The sequence below is a fragment of the Pseudoalteromonas luteoviolacea genome, assembly GCF_021654285.1.
Classification (GTDB): Bacteria; Pseudomonadota; Gammaproteobacteria; order Enterobacterales; family Alteromonadaceae; genus Pseudoalteromonas; species Pseudoalteromonas luteoviolacea_J.
The window spans coordinates 47,257-64,805 of record NZ_JAKFZS010000017.1 but is presented as its reverse complement, the minus strand read 5'-3'; the positions used below and the strand labels follow the sequence as shown (position 1 = coordinate 64,805).

Annotated in this window: 12 protein-coding genes and 1 pseudogene; 4 read left to right on the top strand and 9 right to left on the bottom strand. The window is 39.4% G+C overall.

Translation table 11 applies throughout. The annotated features are described in order from the left end of the window. Positions 1–191: 191 nt before the first annotated feature. On the top strand, positions 192–779 hold the full coding sequence (locus L1077_RS16565) for a potassium channel family protein (RefSeq protein ID WP_237138072.1): 588 nt from the start codon (positions 192–194) through the stop codon (positions 777–779). A 65-nt stretch (positions 780–844) separates the two neighbouring features. On the opposite strand, the gene L1077_RS16560 is transcribed toward L1077_RS16565, so the two are convergent. The 3 genes from L1077_RS16560 to L1077_RS16550 form a co-directional block, all read right to left on the bottom strand. After that, entirely contained in the window at positions 845–3,250 is a 2,406-nt protein-coding gene (locus L1077_RS16560) for a PAS domain S-box protein (protein WP_237138071.1), read from the bottom strand. A 360-nt stretch (positions 3,251–3,610) separates the two neighbouring features. Further along, complete coding sequence (locus L1077_RS16555) at positions 3,611–5,611, bottom strand: hypothetical protein (protein ID WP_237138070.1); 2,001 nt, start codon at positions 5,609–5,611, stop codon at positions 3,611–3,613. A 91-nt stretch (positions 5,612–5,702) separates the two neighbouring features. After that, complete coding sequence (locus L1077_RS16550; protein ID WP_237138069.1) at positions 5,703–6,842, bottom strand: TniQ family protein; 1,140 nt, start codon at positions 6,840–6,842, stop codon at positions 5,703–5,705. A gap of 260 nt (positions 6,843–7,102) precedes the next feature. On the opposite strand from L1077_RS16550, the gene L1077_RS16545 reads away from it, so the two are divergent. Beyond that, the gene (locus L1077_RS16545) at positions 7,103–7,384 is read left to right on the top strand and encodes a hypothetical protein (protein ID WP_237138068.1); all 282 of its coding nucleotides are present in this window, start codon (positions 7,103–7,105) and stop codon (positions 7,382–7,384) included. 72 nt (positions 7,385–7,456) lie between these two features. On the opposite strand, the gene L1077_RS16540 is transcribed toward L1077_RS16545, so the two are convergent. From L1077_RS16540 to L1077_RS16530, 3 genes are read right to left on the bottom strand one after another with little or no spacing between them, the layout of a single operon-like run. After that, positions 7,457–8,326: a TniB family NTP-binding protein gene (locus L1077_RS16540; RefSeq protein WP_237138067.1), complete on the bottom strand. Its 870-nt coding sequence runs from the start codon at positions 8,324–8,326 to the stop codon at positions 7,457–7,459. A gap of 2 nt (positions 8,327–8,328) precedes the next feature. After that, positions 8,329–10,194, bottom strand: a complete 1,866-nt coding sequence (locus tag L1077_RS16535) for a Mu transposase C-terminal domain-containing protein (protein ID WP_237138066.1) — start codon at positions 10,192–10,194, stop codon at positions 8,329–8,331. Beyond that, positions 10,184–10,855, bottom strand: a complete 672-nt coding sequence (locus L1077_RS16530; protein ID WP_237138065.1) for a TnsA endonuclease N-terminal domain-containing protein — start codon at positions 10,853–10,855, stop codon at positions 10,184–10,186. Before L1077_RS16530 ends, L1077_RS16535 begins: the two co-directional genes overlap by 11 nt. 125 nt (positions 10,856–10,980) lie before the next feature. On the opposite strand from L1077_RS16530, the pseudogene L1077_RS16525 reads away from it, so the two are divergent. After that, positions 10,981–11,580: pseudogene (locus L1077_RS16525) on the top strand (ATP-binding protein); the annotation flags it as partial. Here the strand turns inward: L1077_RS16525 and L1077_RS16520 are convergent. Continuing rightward, on the bottom strand, positions 11,577–12,281 hold the full coding sequence (locus L1077_RS16520; protein ID WP_063361345.1) for a response regulator transcription factor: 705 nt from the start codon (positions 12,279–12,281) through the stop codon (positions 11,577–11,579). The pseudogene L1077_RS16525 and the gene L1077_RS16520 overlap by 4 nt on opposite strands. A gap of 213 nt (positions 12,282–12,494) precedes the next feature. After that, complete coding sequence (locus L1077_RS16515) at positions 12,495–14,948, bottom strand: alpha/beta hydrolase family protein (RefSeq protein ID WP_237138064.1); 2,454 nt, start codon at positions 14,946–14,948, stop codon at positions 12,495–12,497. A 128-nt stretch (positions 14,949–15,076) separates the two neighbouring features. Between L1077_RS16515 and L1077_RS16510 the strand changes: the two genes are divergently transcribed. Then, positions 15,077–16,156, top strand: a complete 1,080-nt coding sequence (locus L1077_RS16510; protein ID WP_063361347.1) for a hemolysin family protein — start codon at positions 15,077–15,079, stop codon at positions 16,154–16,156. Positions 16,157–16,181: 25 nt separating this feature from the next. On the opposite strand, the gene L1077_RS16505 is transcribed toward L1077_RS16510, so the two are convergent. Beyond that, a complete protein-coding gene (locus tag L1077_RS16505; protein ID WP_063361348.1) occupies positions 16,182–17,390 on the bottom strand; it encodes an EAL domain-containing response regulator in 1,209 nt (402 codons plus the stop codon). Positions 17,391–17,549 lie beyond the last annotated feature (159 nt).

Genomic DNA, 17,549 nt, shown 5'->3' with positions numbered 1-17,549 from the left:
CAACACTATGAAAGGCCCAAACATGTTCTACTCTTCGGTATTACACCGCAGTTATTGAGCGTTTTCTTAGGCACTTTTCAAAGTGAGGTTCACTGGGGTCTTCCTCGGTTATCATGAATTTGCTGTCAACATATGGAATGTAGATATTCCTAATATGGGGTGCTTACATCAAACAAGGGAGAAGTTCAACAATGAGACATTTCTTAAAAAATTTCGCTCTTTTATTGCTTTCGCCATCTCGCTTTACCATTAGATTGCTTAAAGAGGAAGAGCCTAATGCGCGGGCAAAGACGCTGAAGAAATGGAGCCTTGGATTATTTGCTTTTGAAATTTTTATAACAATTGCATTGACTTACTATAAGGTTGTACCTGGTTGTTTCACGATTTTATTGGTCGTATATGGCGTTTCTAGATGTAATGAAATCGTAATTGCCTTTTACAAGGACACACTACGCATACTTAGCTTAAAAACACAAAATTCAACGCTAACATCAATAGATAGGCTGAATATGGCGATGAGGAGTTATGTAGGGCTCATTATTAATTTTGCATTGATATATTTTTATGTGCCAATCGCGGGGCTATTTAATGAGCCTTTCCGCGACTTTTTTCAAGCTGTATATTTTAGTACAGTAACACTGACAACACTTGGATATGGTGAGATACACCCTGTAAATATGCTTACAGAAGGACTTGTAATTTATCAAGTTTTAGTCGGACTTATGATACTACTAGTGGCTATATCTACCTATCTTGGTTCCTATAGAGAAAGTAAGTAGTACTTGATTTAAAAAGACATATATTTCTTAAAATTTAAACGTTGAATAGGATTTCTAGGTTTACTTCAGGTATTCGAGTAGGCTTCTAGTACTCCAAATAGGTTGCTCATATCTATTGGCTTACCTATATGGGCATCAAACCCTAACGCTAAATATGATTTTACATCTTCAACCATCACATTTGCTGTTAAAGCGATAATCGGAATATTGTTTTTAATACTATGAATATGTTTTTGTGCTTCAACACCATCCATTTCTGGCATATGGATATCCATGAGTATTAAATCAAATTCTCCTTCTTCAACTGCTTGTATGGCGAGTTTACCATTTTCTACGATAGTTAGATTTGCATTTGTGTCCTTTAAAAAAGATGCAATTACAACCTGATTTATTTTGTTATCTTCTGCTATTAATAATTTTTTTCCAGTTAGGTCTGGTGCAGATATTGATTTTGTTTTTCTCTCAACGTCCCCTAATGATGATTGTTTAAGTGGCAAAACAACCTGCACTTTGGTGCCTACATTTGGCGTACTGACTACATCAATGTTGCCTCCCATCATTTTTATTAAATTTAGTGTGATAGACATACCCAAACCAGTGCCACCGTACTTTCTTGTTGTGGAAGAATCAGCTTGAGCAAACCGTTCAAAGATCCTTTTTTGTGCCTCTGTACTCATTCCAATACCTGAGTCTATAACCGTGACACAGATAGCTGGCATGTTTTTATACGTTTTAATACTTACTTGCAGTGTTACTTTACCGATGTCAGTAAATTTAACTGCATTTGAGGTTAAATTCAGTAGGATTTGTTTGATCCTAACAATATCTCCAAGCCAGCCATCTGAAAAGTCATCATCAATGATAGAAATAAATTCAATCCCTTTATTACTCACAAGAGGGTCTAAGTCATACTTTACGGATTCAATCACTTCGATGAATGATAGGGGGGCTTGTTCTAATTCCAATTTGTTAGACTCAATTTTAGAGTAATCTAAAATATCATTGATAATAGTTAAAAGGCTTTTCGCGGAGTAAGCGGCATTATCTATGAGCACCTTGAGGTTATCGTCAAGAGCTTCATTCTGTAAAAGTTGTAACCCTCCTAGAATAGCATTCATGGGCGTTCTAATTTCATGACTCATATTTGCTAAGAAATCGCTTTTTGATTTAGTTGCTTCTTCTGCTTTTTTTCTGGCTTTTTCTAAGGTTTCCAGCGCGGTGATTTTATCGGTGATATCGTAATTAACACCAATAACTCTAATCGGATTGCCTTCATTGTCACAGATGACCTCAGCACTAGCTTTGAGTGTTCTGATTTCTCCACTAGGGTGAATGACCCGAAACTCTGGGTCATAAATACCTGTGTGTTCAATAGCGGCCTGTAGTTTGCTTTTAGCGGATGCGATATCATCTGGGTGAACACTGTTTTCCCAGGCTTCATATGCACCTGAGAATTGCTTTTCATCAATCCCGTATAGTTTGTACATCCATGCATCCCAGATTAGCGAATCATCATTAAGATCCCATTCCCACACACCAATACCTGCTGAGTCGTTTGCCAATTGCATTCGATGAGCATAGGTATCAGCTTCGTGTTTTGCTTGGGCTAGTTGTTGCTCGATTTGCTTTTGCTGTGATATATCCTGTACAACTGACCAAATGTAATCAGTTCCATCTATTTCCGTAATCTTAATTCCAGATAACAGTACAGGGAACGTATACCCATTTTTGTGGATGTATTCTTTCTCGTATGGGCCATAGCGACCTGTTCGAGCTATATCAGCTAACTGTATTTTCTCTTGTACTTCATATTTTTTGGGTGTCAGTTGCCAATAATTCATACCATTGAGTTCATCAAGGCTATATCCTGAAAATTGACTAAACTCATGATTAATGTAGTCAAAAGCGCCATCATCCAATCGATTAATAGCAACACCAACGGGCGCCAAATCAACAAATTCGGAAAAGCGTTTTTTCTCTTGTTCTAGTAGATTTGAGATGTGTACAGCTTGTGCTTTAAGCTTTTCAGCTTCTTGCTTTTTATCGGTTAAATCAGAGATGAAAACAATAAACATCTCTTCATTATTGGATTTGAAGTAGTGGCCTTTTAATTGAATAGGAAAAGAGTCACCGGTTTTCGTTTGCTGCAAGCTTTCAAATTCAATATGTTTACGAGTTTGTAGTTCTTGCCAGAAAAGAGGCCAAAGCTCTTTTGAAAAAGTTGTGTCCCACTCCCATATCTTTGTGCCGTTTAACTCATATTGTTTATATCCCAACTTTAAATGTGCGGCATTGTTGGCGTATAGAATCTCAGCATTGGCGTCTATCCAAAAGACTTCATCAGCGGCGAATTCCATAGATGCTTTCAAAGCACTCAGCAAATCATTCCCATTTAACTTACTAGGGAAGTCAGCATAGCTCTCTTGGTATGATGGCACTTTCAAGTTGTTGAGATGAGTGTTTTTAGACATGGGATATAGTTGGGCTAATTCCTTTTATTCTTACAACAAATATAGCAAAGATTATCCTGCTTCCATCTGGAATTTAACAAAATTAAGGACCTTTTAATGATGTTTATCTGCCGGCTCATTACTTGAAAACTACAAACAGAATTAGCTACATTCTTGAAAGAACCGTTAAAACATCGATAATTCTGATTTATCTCTATAATTGTCTCGATAGTGAGGAGAGCTCAAATAACGGGATTTTGCTGTAAACCAATATGATTGGCATGACAACAAAAGCCCCGGTCACACTATATTTATTAAACGTGGGGATTTACTCAATAAATACTGTTGTCAACGGTCTGATAATAGTCATTATTGTAAGTATCAAAGCGTTGTTTCTAATTGCTTTTCTTTAGAGTTTGACACCTCAACAGCTTCATTGTTGGATGCAATCTCCTGAGTTTTATTATGCAGTGAAAATGCGCTCACTACGTTTGCCGAAACTTTATCTAAATAGGCTTGCTCTACAGTCTGCTTTTCAGCTTGGGTAAGGTGGTTAGGGGCCACTTTGTGAGTTAGCTTTTTGGCATATTTCAACTTTGTGTTTTTACGCCAATGCCTTCGCTTACCCATAACATTGAGTAATATTTCATTTAATAACGCCTTAGGTGACATGCGACGATCAAAGTTCGAAAAGAATAAAGATGCAATACTATCGGCCTCAGCATCTTGAAACTCAACTAAATATGCATAAAAAGAATCGTCGTATGCGAACTCAGCAATTAAAAATTTACGACATCTATGGATAGTCTCTTCTAGCTTTTCATGGCCAGAGTCTTTAGGTGGTTTGTGTCGCATTATCCATGAACCTGGGCCGCTTAGATCTCGATATTCAGGAGGAATAACGTTTTCAACTCTAGTCAGTTGTAGAGCATTTTCACATGGACTTTTAATATTTCTGAACGTAACTTTGAAGCCAGTTAGGTGTAGATCACTTAAAAGGTCGTAAATTCTTGCCAAATCAGGCGCGCTTATTCCTGCTTCACTGTTTGGAGTATCGTGGATAAGCTTACTATTAACCGTAGAGATCCTACCCGCCTCCAATTTGGAGCGAATGCTTTCCGTTTGGCCAGAAGTATCTCCCTTTGGACCCGCCAAAAAAGAAACCCCAGCTGCACTGACGGTCTTAATAATAGGCTGTTTGCCTTTCGTTTTTATGGTTATCTTGTCAATCTTTCGAATGATGGTATTAGATAACTGGCTATAGAGTGTATCGTCATTGTCAAAAATAATATGCGTGGACTCTATTTCACTATCTGCAATTTTATTGTGGTCCAAATCAGTTTCGGGTTCAGAAGTCGGTTCCTTTGGTTGCGTATCATCATTATTTTTAGGTGGTGGGTTGCTTAATTTTACAGGGGGCTTTTTATCACCTCGCTCTACTTCCTTTGTATTTTTATCTTCTATGCCTCGAGTATCATTTTCTCTACCAAAAATGAGCTCTTTGAAAGGAAAAGATCCATTGCATGATATAATTTGAGAAACTAAAAATAATGGCCCAAATTCAGGGTCGGTAAAAGCTTTCCCCAGTACTTTCCAGTTCAATGTGCCCTCAACGAAGGGCATACAAGATAGTGCAAAATTATTTGTGGTGTGTAATGGTATTAATTTAGACATACCATGAATTGCATTAAAAGCGCGTTTTGCAGAAGTTGATAGGTAAATTCTAGCAATGTGAGGAGCAACGACATCATACATACTTTTAGTCAGATGGACGTATTCAATCCCCTCTCTAATTGTTACTTTTCTTCCTTCCTCTGTGAGCTTTTGATTGACTAAAGTTGTGTCAGCAGTTTTACCCTCACCAGAAAGAGCAGCTCTTATCAAGCAGCTATGAGGCAAGTAAAAGCTAGCGATAGCACTACATGGAATTATGATTGGTGTAGTAGCGTGAGCTTGGTCTTGCTCTAATACTTTGATGGCCCATTGATTGCGAAATTCAAGTGATAGTTGTTTATATTTTTTGTCTAAGGTCGGTGTTGAAAGAAAGTTAGTAATGGGCTCGGGTTTATTTTGGTGGCTATATTGAAAGCGAATTCTTTTTTCTTCTGTTCTACTAGGTTCTTTTTTAAGGTAAATGCCTTCTTGATTATAGACATCACCTCGTCGCAAGATTGAAAGCGCTTCAATAGGAATACTATCGATGAAAAAAGGTTTATTGCTTTGCTGTTCTAGATTAGCGAACACACAATTAATGTTGGTCTCAATCTTCTTCCCAGTATTTTTATCGGATAATGTACCAAAGCAGTGGACTATTGTTTGAGAAAATAGCTCTTCGGAAAATCTATGGCGTAAAGAGTTTAACTTATAATAGTTCCTTCTCATAAGTGCTCCTAGCTAACTTATTGTTTGGTTAACGTACAGCAAAGGCATTTAATTGACAAGGTATATGATAATACGGAGGCTTTATTTGTATTTACCAATGGAAAATCTTCTTTTTCCACTGTTGAACTTGCATTGCATTTTCAATAAGCCTCTTATTTTTTGCGTTTACGTAAAAAGATCGATCTCGCCCCAATACTTCGCCAACATTTGACGGGGATATTTGATACTTATTTTTTTGTAAGAAAGCTATTGCTGATTCAATTTCATCTGAACGAAGCCAATATGTACCCTTATTCAACTCTGATCTCATGACCTTCCAGATCCAGAATGGCCAGTCGTGTTGTGAGTCTTTGTAAAATGCGGTCTGAGAGATAATATTTCCTTCTTTTAGTTGGGTGAGCTCGTAGGGCCAATTTTTTAACAATGATGCTAATATTTGGGTGATCTGGTGTCGTGTAATAGTATTTAATTGACCAAACGGTTTATTGAGTAAAGGGTGTGAATTGTTGTCTATACAGTGAAACAACGATTTTCTGATACCATTTATTAAATAAATTACACCTGAAATAAAAGGGAAAGCGTGTAGATTGAAATTTCGCCACATAACCCAACCACTATTGATAGCTTCGACTAATGCTTTATCAAATGAGATAACATCATTCAGGATAACAATGTCGCATTCAGATTGCGTTAAATCAAACAAGCAGTGTTCACAAATAGCTTTGGATGAATGTAATAAGTGAATATTAAAAAAGTTGATAGGTTTCAAACAGTTTGGGCAAGCATCTTGTAATACGGTATTGTGTAAGAAACATGTCGTACATAAAGCGAAGCGCCAGTAACGTCTATAGTAGTTATTCTCTTTTAAACATATAGGGCAAAACTGGATCCATCGATTAAGCCTTTTGAATCCTTTGATATGACAATGAAGGCTAAGTTGCTCATGTAACAATGTCTTTTTTTTCTTTATCCCTGAGTTATAGTACTGCGGTATTTGTAGTTGCTGAATTGTATGAATGGGTTCACTGGTTAGTTCTGCAATTTTTAACAATGCTGTATTTGATATGGCTCTATCAATATCTCTGTTTATAAGCGTTTGCCCTAAATATCTTGAGCAAAATAAATAGGGGGAGCATAGATTGTCTCTAGCTAACCGATTGATCCAAGATGATAGTGCTTCATCAGAGAAAATTGCCGTTTTACCTATCAATTTATGGTGTGTAGTTATCATGAAAACTACCTCTATTGCATCATTATCATTTTACTAGCAAGGTAGTAAAGGAATTCTCCTCAGCCAAAAAATACACCGTACATTATCTAAAACTGCTTATTTTTTATGATTCGAGCACACTTTTCAATTGAAAAGATAATTACATAGCATAGGTCACTCCCATATTAAGATGTTACGAATAAAAAATTATCTGGGTGGCTTGATATGTAAGAATATGGTCCACATGTATAAGTATCATGCAAAATTTAAAGGAAAAGTAAATGGCAAATAACTTATTGATTTCTTATGATTTAAATAGCCCTGGCCAAGATTATACTAGAGTAATTGAAAAAATTAAGACGTTGGGGGAGTGGGCAAAAGTGCATAAATCTTATTGGTATTTAAACTCCAACTACTCGGCAAAAGAAGCTGCTAGTATCATATGGAAGGAAATGGATCAGAATGACTCTCTCATGGTTGTAAATACGACGACTAATGATGCGTCATGGTTCAATGTACATCATGATGTTGATGCATTCTTAAAAGAGAAATGGTTTAAATAAGAGAGAAAATTCGAATTAGTGTGGTTATATTAGCTCCTAAATAGGCACACTTCTCCTAAAAGCGATTCGAACTTAAATTCGTCGTCGTTCTTCTGGTGATTGCCAGTTCAGTTCTTTCAAGGTATTGAGTGTAATACACTCCGATTTGTTTTTGATTGCAGAAATAGTTGCTCTTTTTAGCAAAGAGTCAATCTCGCCAATTATTCCACCCGTCATAGCAAATATTTGTATAGCAATTTCTTGCTGTTGCAGGTTGGAAGGGTTGGCAAGGGGGAGTAGTTGTTCAAACGTTGCAAGCAACTTCCTATAATCAGTATTTAACTTCCAATGGGGCAATTCCATAGGTTCAAAGCGATTTGCAAGCTGTGGGTCAGACACAACTGCGGTGTGAGCTTCTTTAGTACCGGCACCGACGATAGGTATTTGTGCTCTATTACCTAAATATTTGAGCGTATCCAGCATCTGTGCTTTTTTCAATTTTGTTGTATTCATGAGTACATGAAGCTCATCAATGATCAGCAACTTCACTTGCATTCTCTCAAGTGCATCGAATACGAGTTTGGTTTTGACCTCTTTTTTTGCGGTGAAGCTATAAGTGACCTCTAACTCATCTAGAATTAAGCCATATAAAGTATTTGCATTTGCGTCGGGCTGTATTTCTATTGAGACGACGGGAACCACGACGGTACTGGTATCACTGACGTAAGGACGGTGGTTTTTTAAAAACTTTTGGATAAGGTACGATTTACCGTTATTAGTGTCAGCTTTGATGAGTAAATTTGGCATGCGATGTACTTTAGGATGATTTACTAGCTCCTCCATCCGATTTAATATTTGATTCGCTTGTGAATAGCCTATCCACCTTCTTTTAAGCGTTTCTTTTATACGAGCCTGCTGGTCTAGATCTAAAAGTTGGCGAATTTCTTTATGCAAATGTTCCATTTTTAAACATCCAAATCCAAATTATCAAAAGGTTTTACATCCTCCCAGATACCTTCTTCCTGAGGCTGTTTCTGAGGCTGTTTCTGAGGCGTTTGGTTCAAATGAACTACGGCTTGTTTTGCCTGTTTTTTTCGTTGATTCATTCTTCTTTGAGCTTTTGTTTTCTGCGCCGCGCCTTCAGCAATTTCATTTAATTTTCTATATCCATCAATGATTGCAGCTTCATCTATTTTATCGTTACCTTGTTGCTTTAAATGAGATTGAACTTTTCTTAATTCGAATCTGGTCATGTCAGGTGCAGTTCGTTGTACTCTGGGTATTTCGATATAATCGCCTGTATCAGGATCAAGAAAAAAGACATGACTAATTTGATGTAGTTCGTATTTAATGATGAACTTACCGTCCTGAGTATTTGGGTTCGGTACACCAACCCACTTTGAAATTACAGGGTGAAAGTAATAGATGTTATCAATGGTGACGCCATATGACTGAACGGTTCGTCTATGAAATGGTAAGAAATCGAGATAGAGCCTATGTTCATTTTCTATGATTTCAGGCAGTCCTAAGCTCGGGGAATCAGTACCTTGGAATAGGCCTTCTTCAAATTTAGCAATAGGGGAAGTATGAATCGCAGAGTGCTTTCTTTTGTGGTAGACCTCAGTGATATAAGTCACTAACCACTTCTGAAACTCAGAAAATGAGAAAACGGCATTGCCTTCAGAGTCGTAATCTCCTCTTAATTGAGGGTTTTCAAACGTGGTACCTTTGATGTCGTTCATGGCGACTTTAACAGTCCGCATAAGTCTTTCAACATGGCCTCCAAAATCAGGGCGGCCTAATGGTCGCCAGTTGATCTGTATTTGATATTCATAGCAAGCAGTATCTAACGCTTTGCAACGAAAATCTGGACCATTGTCTGCGTGTAAAACGCGTATCATCCCCCAACAGGGCCAATCGGCATCAATGTTATTAGAGCGAAGCCAAGTCTCTTTTCGGTTCATTGCATGTGTCATACAAAGTGCTACGGATGTCGCACTCGGCGCTTCTAAGGATAAGTAAAAGCCTAATATCATTCTGCTATAAATATCGATGGCAAAAGTAACCCATGGTCTACCAATGGGTTTTCGCTCATCATCATCAACTAAAATAACGTTTGGTTTAGTGTGGTCGATTTGCACGACATCAAGCGGAAACCTTCCTTGCGGAAATGAGCCGACTTTGGGTTCATGTTTTTGTCTAGCAACGGCTTTACCGTGGCGTTTTTCAGCTTTTAACTGAGGTGTAATTTTATGCACCTTACGTAAATATGTACGGTATGAAATAGGAGAAAGGTTCGCTTTTGCGCAGTCAAGTTTATAGTTTTGATATGCAATAGTAACCTTTGGCCGTTCTTGTTTTAAAAAATGAGCCTCAATGCTAGATATTAATATCACTTCTTGTTCATCTGATAGCCTCGAACTATTTTTATCCTCTCGAGTGCGCCTAATCAAAGACGATAATTTACCTGATTGTTGGTATTTGTTTAGCCAGCGGTATAAAGTGGCGGGAGATGTATTTGTAACATGAGCTTGTTCACTAACATGTTTAGCCTGTCTGTTTGCTCCTAGCTCAAGAAGTGGCTGAATAATTTCGAGTCGTTTACGTGCCAACGTCCAATTTTCATTGCTGATCTCAGTTAAGTCAGGCGAATCAACCTTAATTGAATCTTTATTGTCGAGTAAAGAAACTTCTTTTATGGGTAATTTACTTAGTTCATTATTGACGATGTTTTTTGCTATTAAATACTCCAAATTTACAACGCGAGTTATTTCAAATATTTCGGTACCATGTTGAACCTTACAGCCTTTAGTTAACCGTCTAGTAGACATATTTTTCCTCAATTTCGGGGTCTAAAGTTAGGGGGCTCTTCATATTTAGGGTATAGTCTAAATCAGCTTGTATTGACCCTTCTGCAATCATTCTCCACATAACTGGCGTAGCTTGCGCTTTTAGAAGGAAATCCTGAAAGGAGTATGCTAGTAGCTCTTCCGGAGTGGTTTGCTTTAATTCAAAAAGCGATTGAGCGAGAGTTGTACGTATTTCGTCTTCATTGGGGGCTACAGAGCGAGAGAAGTGCTGCAGAAACTCGATGTTTTTAAGTCGATGAGTTCTAATCTCTAGGTCGGTTAATATCTTAAAGCGGTAATTGTTGAGTTTACAAAAGGTGATGGCTGCTTTGAACTTTGGTTTGAGAGTATCAAAGCTCTTTTTTAGCTCATCTCTATATTTAACCTCATAGATAAATACTTCTTCTGTTCCATCAGGATTTATATATTTAACATAAAAATCAGGTTTATATGTACGACCGTTAGGAAGGGGTATAGAAAGAGGTTGTTCGCAGTATTCAACGACTTTGGGATCGAACTCCAACAAAGCGATTAAATCACGTTCTAGAGATGATTCGGCATTAATCATTTTAATCATCTTAGAGCTTGGCACTCTCGCAGTGAGATTCGCATATCCCGGCTTTATTTTTCTAACTGGTTCCATAGATACTCTCAAAAAAGATGTCAATTATAGATGTACTCGCAAATAACGAGTCACCTATTATCAAAAACGATGTCAGGAATTTATTTTCAATTAGCGCATACATTTTACACTATCAAATAATTTGGCAATTGTCAGAGTATGAACGCAAAGTTTTAGACTCTTTAAGAGAACCTATGGAAACGGGCATGGTAAATATCTCCAGAGCAGCCCAGCAAGTGGACTTTCCTGCACGATTTCAACTTATCGCGGCGCTCAACCCAAGTCCTACAGGGTGTCACAACGATAAGCGCTCCACACCGGAACAAGTGCTGCGCTATTTGAGTAAGGTATCAGGTCCCTTCATCGATCGCATTGACTTACAAATTGAATTACCAAGATTAAGTACGGCTGAACTGCAATCAAAAGCAGAAGCTGAGAGTAGTGCCTGTATTCGTGGGCGGGTTGAGCAAGCGCGGTTGGTTGCGCTTAACCGTCAAGGTAAAGACAATGCGCAGCTTTCAAGCAAAGAGTTAGACAGGCATTGTGAGTTATTGGATGGGGTTGCAGAATATTTAGCAAAAGCGACTGAAAAACTGCATCTATCACCGCGTTCTTATCACAGAGTGGTTAAAGTTGCGCGAACCATCGCCGATCTGAACAGACATCAAGATATTAAGCTCACTGACTTAAAAGAGGCGCTCAGCTATCGTGCATTTGAGCGCCTGCTTTCACAACTGACACGCTAAGTGGATAGCATATACCCTTTACCACGCACAGTGACGATGCGTTTTTGATCTTTTTCGTCACCCAGCTTTTTACGAAGTCTGCCAATTAATACATCTACAGTACGATCGCTTGGGCTCCAATCTGGCTGGCCAATATCCTCAGAGATCTTTGCGCGAGAGGTGGCTTTACCCGCATTGGCAATGAGACAGATAAGTACCTTATGTTCTGCTTCAGTGAGTCGCGCTTCATCGCCGTTTGGGTTGATCAAAGTACGGTTGTCAGGGTGCAATTTGAAGTCTGCATATTCGATGAACTCTTCGGATTCATCTTCATTGCGTGCGCCTGCCAAACGCTTGTAAAGGGCGCGCATACGCAATTCAAGTTCTAATAAATCGACCGGTTTACAGACATAGTCGTCAGCACCTTGCGCTAAACCTGCTATGCGGTCTGCTTGCGAATCACGGCTAGACAACATAATGACACCGAGATCGGTTAATGTATTAAGTTCCTTAGCGAGTTGCAGGCCGTCGGTGGCTGGCAATACTATATCAATGATAGCCATCATAAATGGCGTGCCTTTTTGGGCATGCTCCTGCACGTGCTCTAGGGTTCGAGCACCGGTATTATCAACAGTGATATGAAACTCCGTTTGTGCAAAGTGACTTTCGACTCTTTTAGTCAGTAACTCATCGTCCTCGACTAACAATACGTTTATGCTCATGGTCTCGAAACTTATTCAATAATTAATCTTTATCTTAGCACCGAGAATTCTCGGCTGAGAACCCTAAGTTATCTATTTTTATATAAAAACTCTAATGAAATACGACAGTAATTTGTATGCTATTTAGTCACTTTTTAAAAATAATGAAATAGTTCTAGCTTTTTATTACTTGCACATAAAAAAATAGCAGCACTAAAGTGCTGCTACAAGATTTTATTTACCATACATGTGTTGCCACCACTGTGGTTCATCTTTTAGGTGCTTATCAAAATAAGCGAGCATAGTGTCCCACCATTGGAAACGACGGTCTCTGGCGAAGATCTGATGATCAGCACCTTTATATTCAATCAGCTCGACGTCTTGATTTAACATTTTTAGCGCTGTGTACATAATATGACTTTCGCCAACTGGGACGTTGACGTCAGCGTCACCATGGATCAATAGTAATGGCGTTTTTACTTTGTCAGCATTGAATACAGGGCTTTGTTGGCTGTAAAGCTTGCTGTTATTCCAAGGGTAGCTGTGCTTTGATGCCTCAGCAGAGTACAGGTAACCCCACCAACCGTGACCCCAATATGAAGTCAGGTTAGAAATACCGGCATGTGAAATTGATGCACTGAACATGTCAGTTTTGGTCGCTAAAGTCATTGTCATAAAGCCACCATAAGAGGCACCTAGGTTACCCAAACGCTTTTTATCAACAAACTGATAAGCGTCTAAGAATGCGTTGGTGCCCTCAATGATGTCATCAGCTGCTCTGTTGCCCCAGTCATTAACATGTTTTGCTGAGAAGTCTTGACCAAAACCTGTTGCACCTGATGGTTGTAATACGTAAACAACATAACCGTTGGTTGCCCAGAAGTTAAATGGATAGCGGCCTGTAAACCCGCGAGAAACGGGTGATGTGCCACCATAGTAGTAAATAAGCGCTGGGTGTTGCTTATTTTTATCTAAGCCATGTGGAATATAGACACGACCTTTAATTTCAGTGCCAGCTGAATTAGTGAAGTTAAATTCTTCCAGCGTTGCAATTTCAGCCTGTTTATAAGCGATTGGCTGAGAGTCCCAAAGTGTGCTTGCACGATTGTTTTTTACATTTAATTGTACTAGTTTTTGCGGAGACGATGCCGTAGTACCCGCCGCAATGACGACGGGGCTGCGCTTATCAGCGACACTGTACTTGTCAACAACGTCCATTTTGGTTTTTAGCGATTTGAATTTATTTTTACTTTCATCAAATAAATACAGTTTTTTGCGATCTTCATCTACCGCTTTTAGTACAAGGTCACCATTGTTAAGGACTTTGAATGACTCAATAGAAGGGTCAAACTGTTTGCTTAGTGGTTTGATATCAGTGCCCTGGGTGTTCATCCAAAAGAGCTGAGTATCATAGTTATTTGACAATATGCCTTCATCAAGCGTGCGGCCCGCACCATTGCCAAACTCGGCACCTGCAGTGACATAAATGCCATCGTTACCATAACGTGCATCTTTAAAAGTACCGTACTGACCAAGTACTTTGCTGCTATTTGTATTGAGATCAAATTCAACTAGCTCTGTCATGTAATGTGCTGGTGCAGCATAATACTTTGGTGAGCGTGTGGTCAGAATACGGTTATTTTTGGCGTCAAAATCTTTCAGAGAATGGCTGAGTTCATGTTCAGTCACAGCCTGAATAAGCCCCGTGCTGATATCCATTAAATACACTTGGGTAATGTTACGCGCATATGACCAGCGGTCTTCTAACCCTTTGTAATGTTTTACAATCTTATCGCCTTTAGGCGCTGTTTTGGTCCATGAAAAGATCAAGGTATTGTCATTAAAGTATTTAAATCCGCTGGCTCCGTCTAAATCCTCCGCGATGGCGGTCTCTTTCAGGGTCTTAACGTCGAGCGTTTTTAATTGCTTGTTTTGCACAAAGACGGCAACTTTAGAGTCTGCTCTCCAGTTTACGGCGTTAGCTCTCACTCCGTTTAGACGATAAATAATGTCACCATCTTCATTGTAAAGTACGGTATCTCGTAGTGCGCTATTGCCTTTGTTATCCTGATAGTGCTGTTGAGTGGCAACATAGTAATTTGCATCAGGTGAGACAGAGATAGCACTGATTGTCGGTGCATCGAAAAGTTGCTTGGCAGAGAGTGCCTTAGTACTTTTGTTGGTAAAGTTAAGTTGGTCGTGCTCGGCAGTGCCAGCAAAATCAACCGCTACTTTTTTCCAGTCACTGACTTGCTCTGCGACGATAAGTAGTTGGTGGTCGCCAGTCACAGCATTGAGCTGATAGTCGCTTTTACCATCAATCTGTTGACCATTTAAAAATACATGGGCTTTTTCGATACCTGCTAGAGTCAGTTTACCTTGTACAAATCGGGTTGTAGAAAACTCAAGTTTGAGTGCCTGTAGTCCACCCATTGTTAACGCATTGACATCAGCAAGCGGTTGCCATTTGATGCGCTCACCAAAGACCTCTAAAGATGCGTTATCTGCACTGAGTTTATTGATTAGCGTATTGACTATGGCTGATTGGTGGCCGGTATGATGCGGCTTAGTTTGAATATTTTGACCAATCGGGCCAATAAATTGTATCTGCTGAGGATCGATTGGCGCTGCGCTGAGTTGCGTAGCTATTGCGGAAAATAGTAAAGTGACCGCGGACTTAAATTTCATAGTATGCGCCTATTGTAGGTAAATAATATGCGGTAATATAACATATTCATAAAGAATGCTATGCGCTGTGCGATTAAATGCTGTACAGCTATGATATAAGTGAATGGTTTTCACGTGAGGAGTAGACCTTGTTTTTGTTAATTAGCTACATGTTATTAGCTATCGCGATTTCTTTTTTGTGTTCGGTAATGGAGGCGGTACTACTGAGTATTACGCCAAGCCATGTTGGGATGATGAAGCAACAGAACCCGACTCTGGCATCACGAGTACAGAAGTTAAAAGAAAATATTGATAAACCTTTAGCGGCTATTTTGACGCTTAACACTGTTGCACACACAGCAGGTGCTGCAGGGGTTGGTGCGCAAGCTGCCGTTGTCTTTGGTGATGCGGCTGTAGGTATTGCATCGGCAGTGATGACCTTATTGGTATTGGTATTATCTGAAATTATCCCAAAAACACTTGGTGCAACATACTGGCGTGCACTGACACCGAGTGTCAGCTTTGCACTGGTATGGATGGTGCGTTTGTTGAAGCCGTTCGTATGGATGTCTGATCAACTGACCAAGCTCATCGGTAAAAAGGGCGATGAGTCCATTTATATTCGCCAAGAAATAGAAGCTATGGCGGAAATGGGCTCTCAAGCTGGTGCACTGCAGGCAGAAGAATCTGCAACAATTCGTAGCTTGCTGCAATTTAGACATGCCAAATTAGAAAACCTGATGACGCCCAGAACGGTACTTTTCAAAGTGCATAAAGATATGACAGTACATGATTATCTTGCTGATCATGGCTCGGTATCATTTTCTCGCGTGTTGGTATTTGATCAGAACAGCGATGACATTGTGGGCTTTGTACATAAAAATGACATTATGCTGGCTTACCACAGGTTGGGTGAAGAGTATAAGATCAGCAAATTAATGAAGCCGCTGTATACGGTACCTGAAACCTTAGCTGCACCCAGCTTGTTCCAAACCTTGTTGGAAAAGCGTATTCATATTGCGTTAGTTGTCGATGAATATGGTGATATTCAAGGTATTGTAACGCTTGAAGATTTACTTGAATCTTTGATGGGAATGGACATTGTTGATGAGCGTGAGCAAACCAGCGACATGCAAGCCGCTGCTAAGCAAAAATGGCAGCAACGTGTTGATAATCACAGCCATCTCATTGTCACTGAAAACGAATCAGATGAGCAAGATAAGAAGTAATATCTGGCTCGTTGCGCATTAATGATTAAGGGTTAGAGTTAATCATTCTCTGCCAAGAGTGTATCCAACGCACAAACTCTGACAGGGCTTTTGGTCTACTGATCAAATAGCCCTGCATCAACAAACTAAACTTATATCGCTCTAAGTACTGTAACTCTTCTATTCGTTCAATGCCCTCTGCGACAATATCGAGTTGCTCGTTTTGAGCAATGTCTATCAAGCTATCAACCAACACCTGAGAAAAGCGATCTGATTCAATGTAGGTAATTAAAGAGCGGTCAATTTTTATTTCAGTGAATGGTAATGTCTTTAACTGGTGAATATTGGTAAATCCAGTACCAAAGTCATCTAGGGCGAGGTCAAAACCCCGTAAACGTAGGCGATTGATGGTCTCTAATTGCAAGCTGGTGACAATCGGCTGGTTTTCGGTGATTTCAACAATGACCTCTTGTGGTTTTAAGCGGTTCAACTCTAAGATTAAAGCTAATTTATCTGGACAGCTTGTGTCATTGAGCTGGATGGGCGAGAGGTTAAATGCCAGCTTAAAAGGATAATTTAATTCATTTCTGATCAACTGAAATTCAGTAGCTGCTTTTTCGAAGAGTTGAAAAGTCAGTAAGTTAACCAGATCGAGATCTTCTGCCACACCAATAAAGCGCTTGGGTAGCATGACTTGCCCTTGATCTTTGGAGACGATACGGGCCAGTACTTCAATGCTTTTAATCTGCTTGGTACCACGGTGAACCTTGGGTTGATAAAACGGGGTGATCTCATGTTGGCTAATGGCTTCGAGTAATTTATCTTCCGTGATAGGCTGCTCGTATTCTTCTTCGGTGCCGACAAAGCTATCTAATTTTTTTAAATTTCTTTCGACATCGAGGAGTTGGACTGGTTTAGCGATATTGCCGATTAAGTGGGTGCAATGTTGTCTAGCTAAATTAGCGGCAAGATCTATGATGCGATTTTCCATTTCTGAGATGATGATAATGCCACCTGGATAATGTATCTCACCGAGATGACGAATAAACTCCATACCATCCATTTCGGGCATATTGAGGTCGGTAAAAATGGCATCAAAAGGGTAGGGGGACTGCTTTATTTTTTCGAGCGCTTTTGTTGCACTGTCGACCGCCGTAATGTGTTCGACATCAAGCTCAGAGAGGATAGCTTGCATCACGATTAAAATTGCTTGAGAGTCATCTACAACAAGTATGCGTCGGCTACGGTTGTTCATAATTTCCTGTCCCTAGGGCTGAATTTCACAGTTGCTCGCTAAGATTAGAAAGCTATTATCTTACTTGAGTTACAAGTATGACCAAATTATTGCAAACAGATCAGAGAGTGTGTCTGTTTAACACCATAAGCGTAGTACAACTTAGCAATAATTCACTCA

Excerpts from the sequence above, each read along its gene's own strand:
- L1077_RS16565 (WP_237138072.1), top strand. The coding sequence starts at position 192 with ATGAGACATTTCTTAAAAAATTTCGCTCTTTTATTGCTTTCGCCATCT.
- L1077_RS16560 (WP_237138071.1), bottom strand. The coding sequence starts at position 3,250 with ATGTCTAAAAACACTCATCTCAACAACTTGAAAGTGCCATCATACCAA.
- L1077_RS16555 (WP_237138070.1), bottom strand. The coding sequence starts at position 5,611 with ATGAGAAGGAACTATTATAAGTTAAACTCTTTACGCCATAGATTTTCC.
- L1077_RS16550 (WP_237138069.1), bottom strand. The coding sequence starts at position 6,842 with ATGATAACTACACACCATAAATTGATAGGTAAAACGGCAATTTTCTCT.
- L1077_RS16545 (WP_237138068.1), top strand. The coding sequence starts at position 7,103 with ATGGCAAATAACTTATTGATTTCTTATGATTTAAATAGCCCTGGCCAA.
- L1077_RS16540 (WP_237138067.1), bottom strand. The coding sequence starts at position 8,326 with ATGGAACATTTGCATAAAGAAATTCGCCAACTTTTAGATCTAGACCAG.
- L1077_RS16535 (WP_237138066.1), bottom strand. The coding sequence starts at position 10,194 with ATGTCTACTAGACGGTTAACTAAAGGCTGTAAGGTTCAACATGGTACC.
- L1077_RS16530 (WP_237138065.1), bottom strand. The coding sequence starts at position 10,855 with ATGGAACCAGTTAGAAAAATAAAGCCGGGATATGCGAATCTCACTGCG.
- L1077_RS16520 (WP_063361345.1), bottom strand. The coding sequence starts at position 12,281 with ATGAGCATAAACGTATTGTTAGTCGAGGACGATGAGTTACTGACTAAA.
- L1077_RS16515 (WP_237138064.1), bottom strand. The coding sequence starts at position 14,948 with ATGAAATTTAAGTCCGCGGTCACTTTACTATTTTCCGCAATAGCTACG.
- L1077_RS16505 (WP_063361348.1), bottom strand. The coding sequence starts at position 17,390 with ATGAACAACCGTAGCCGACGCATACTTGTTGTAGATGACTCTCAAGCA.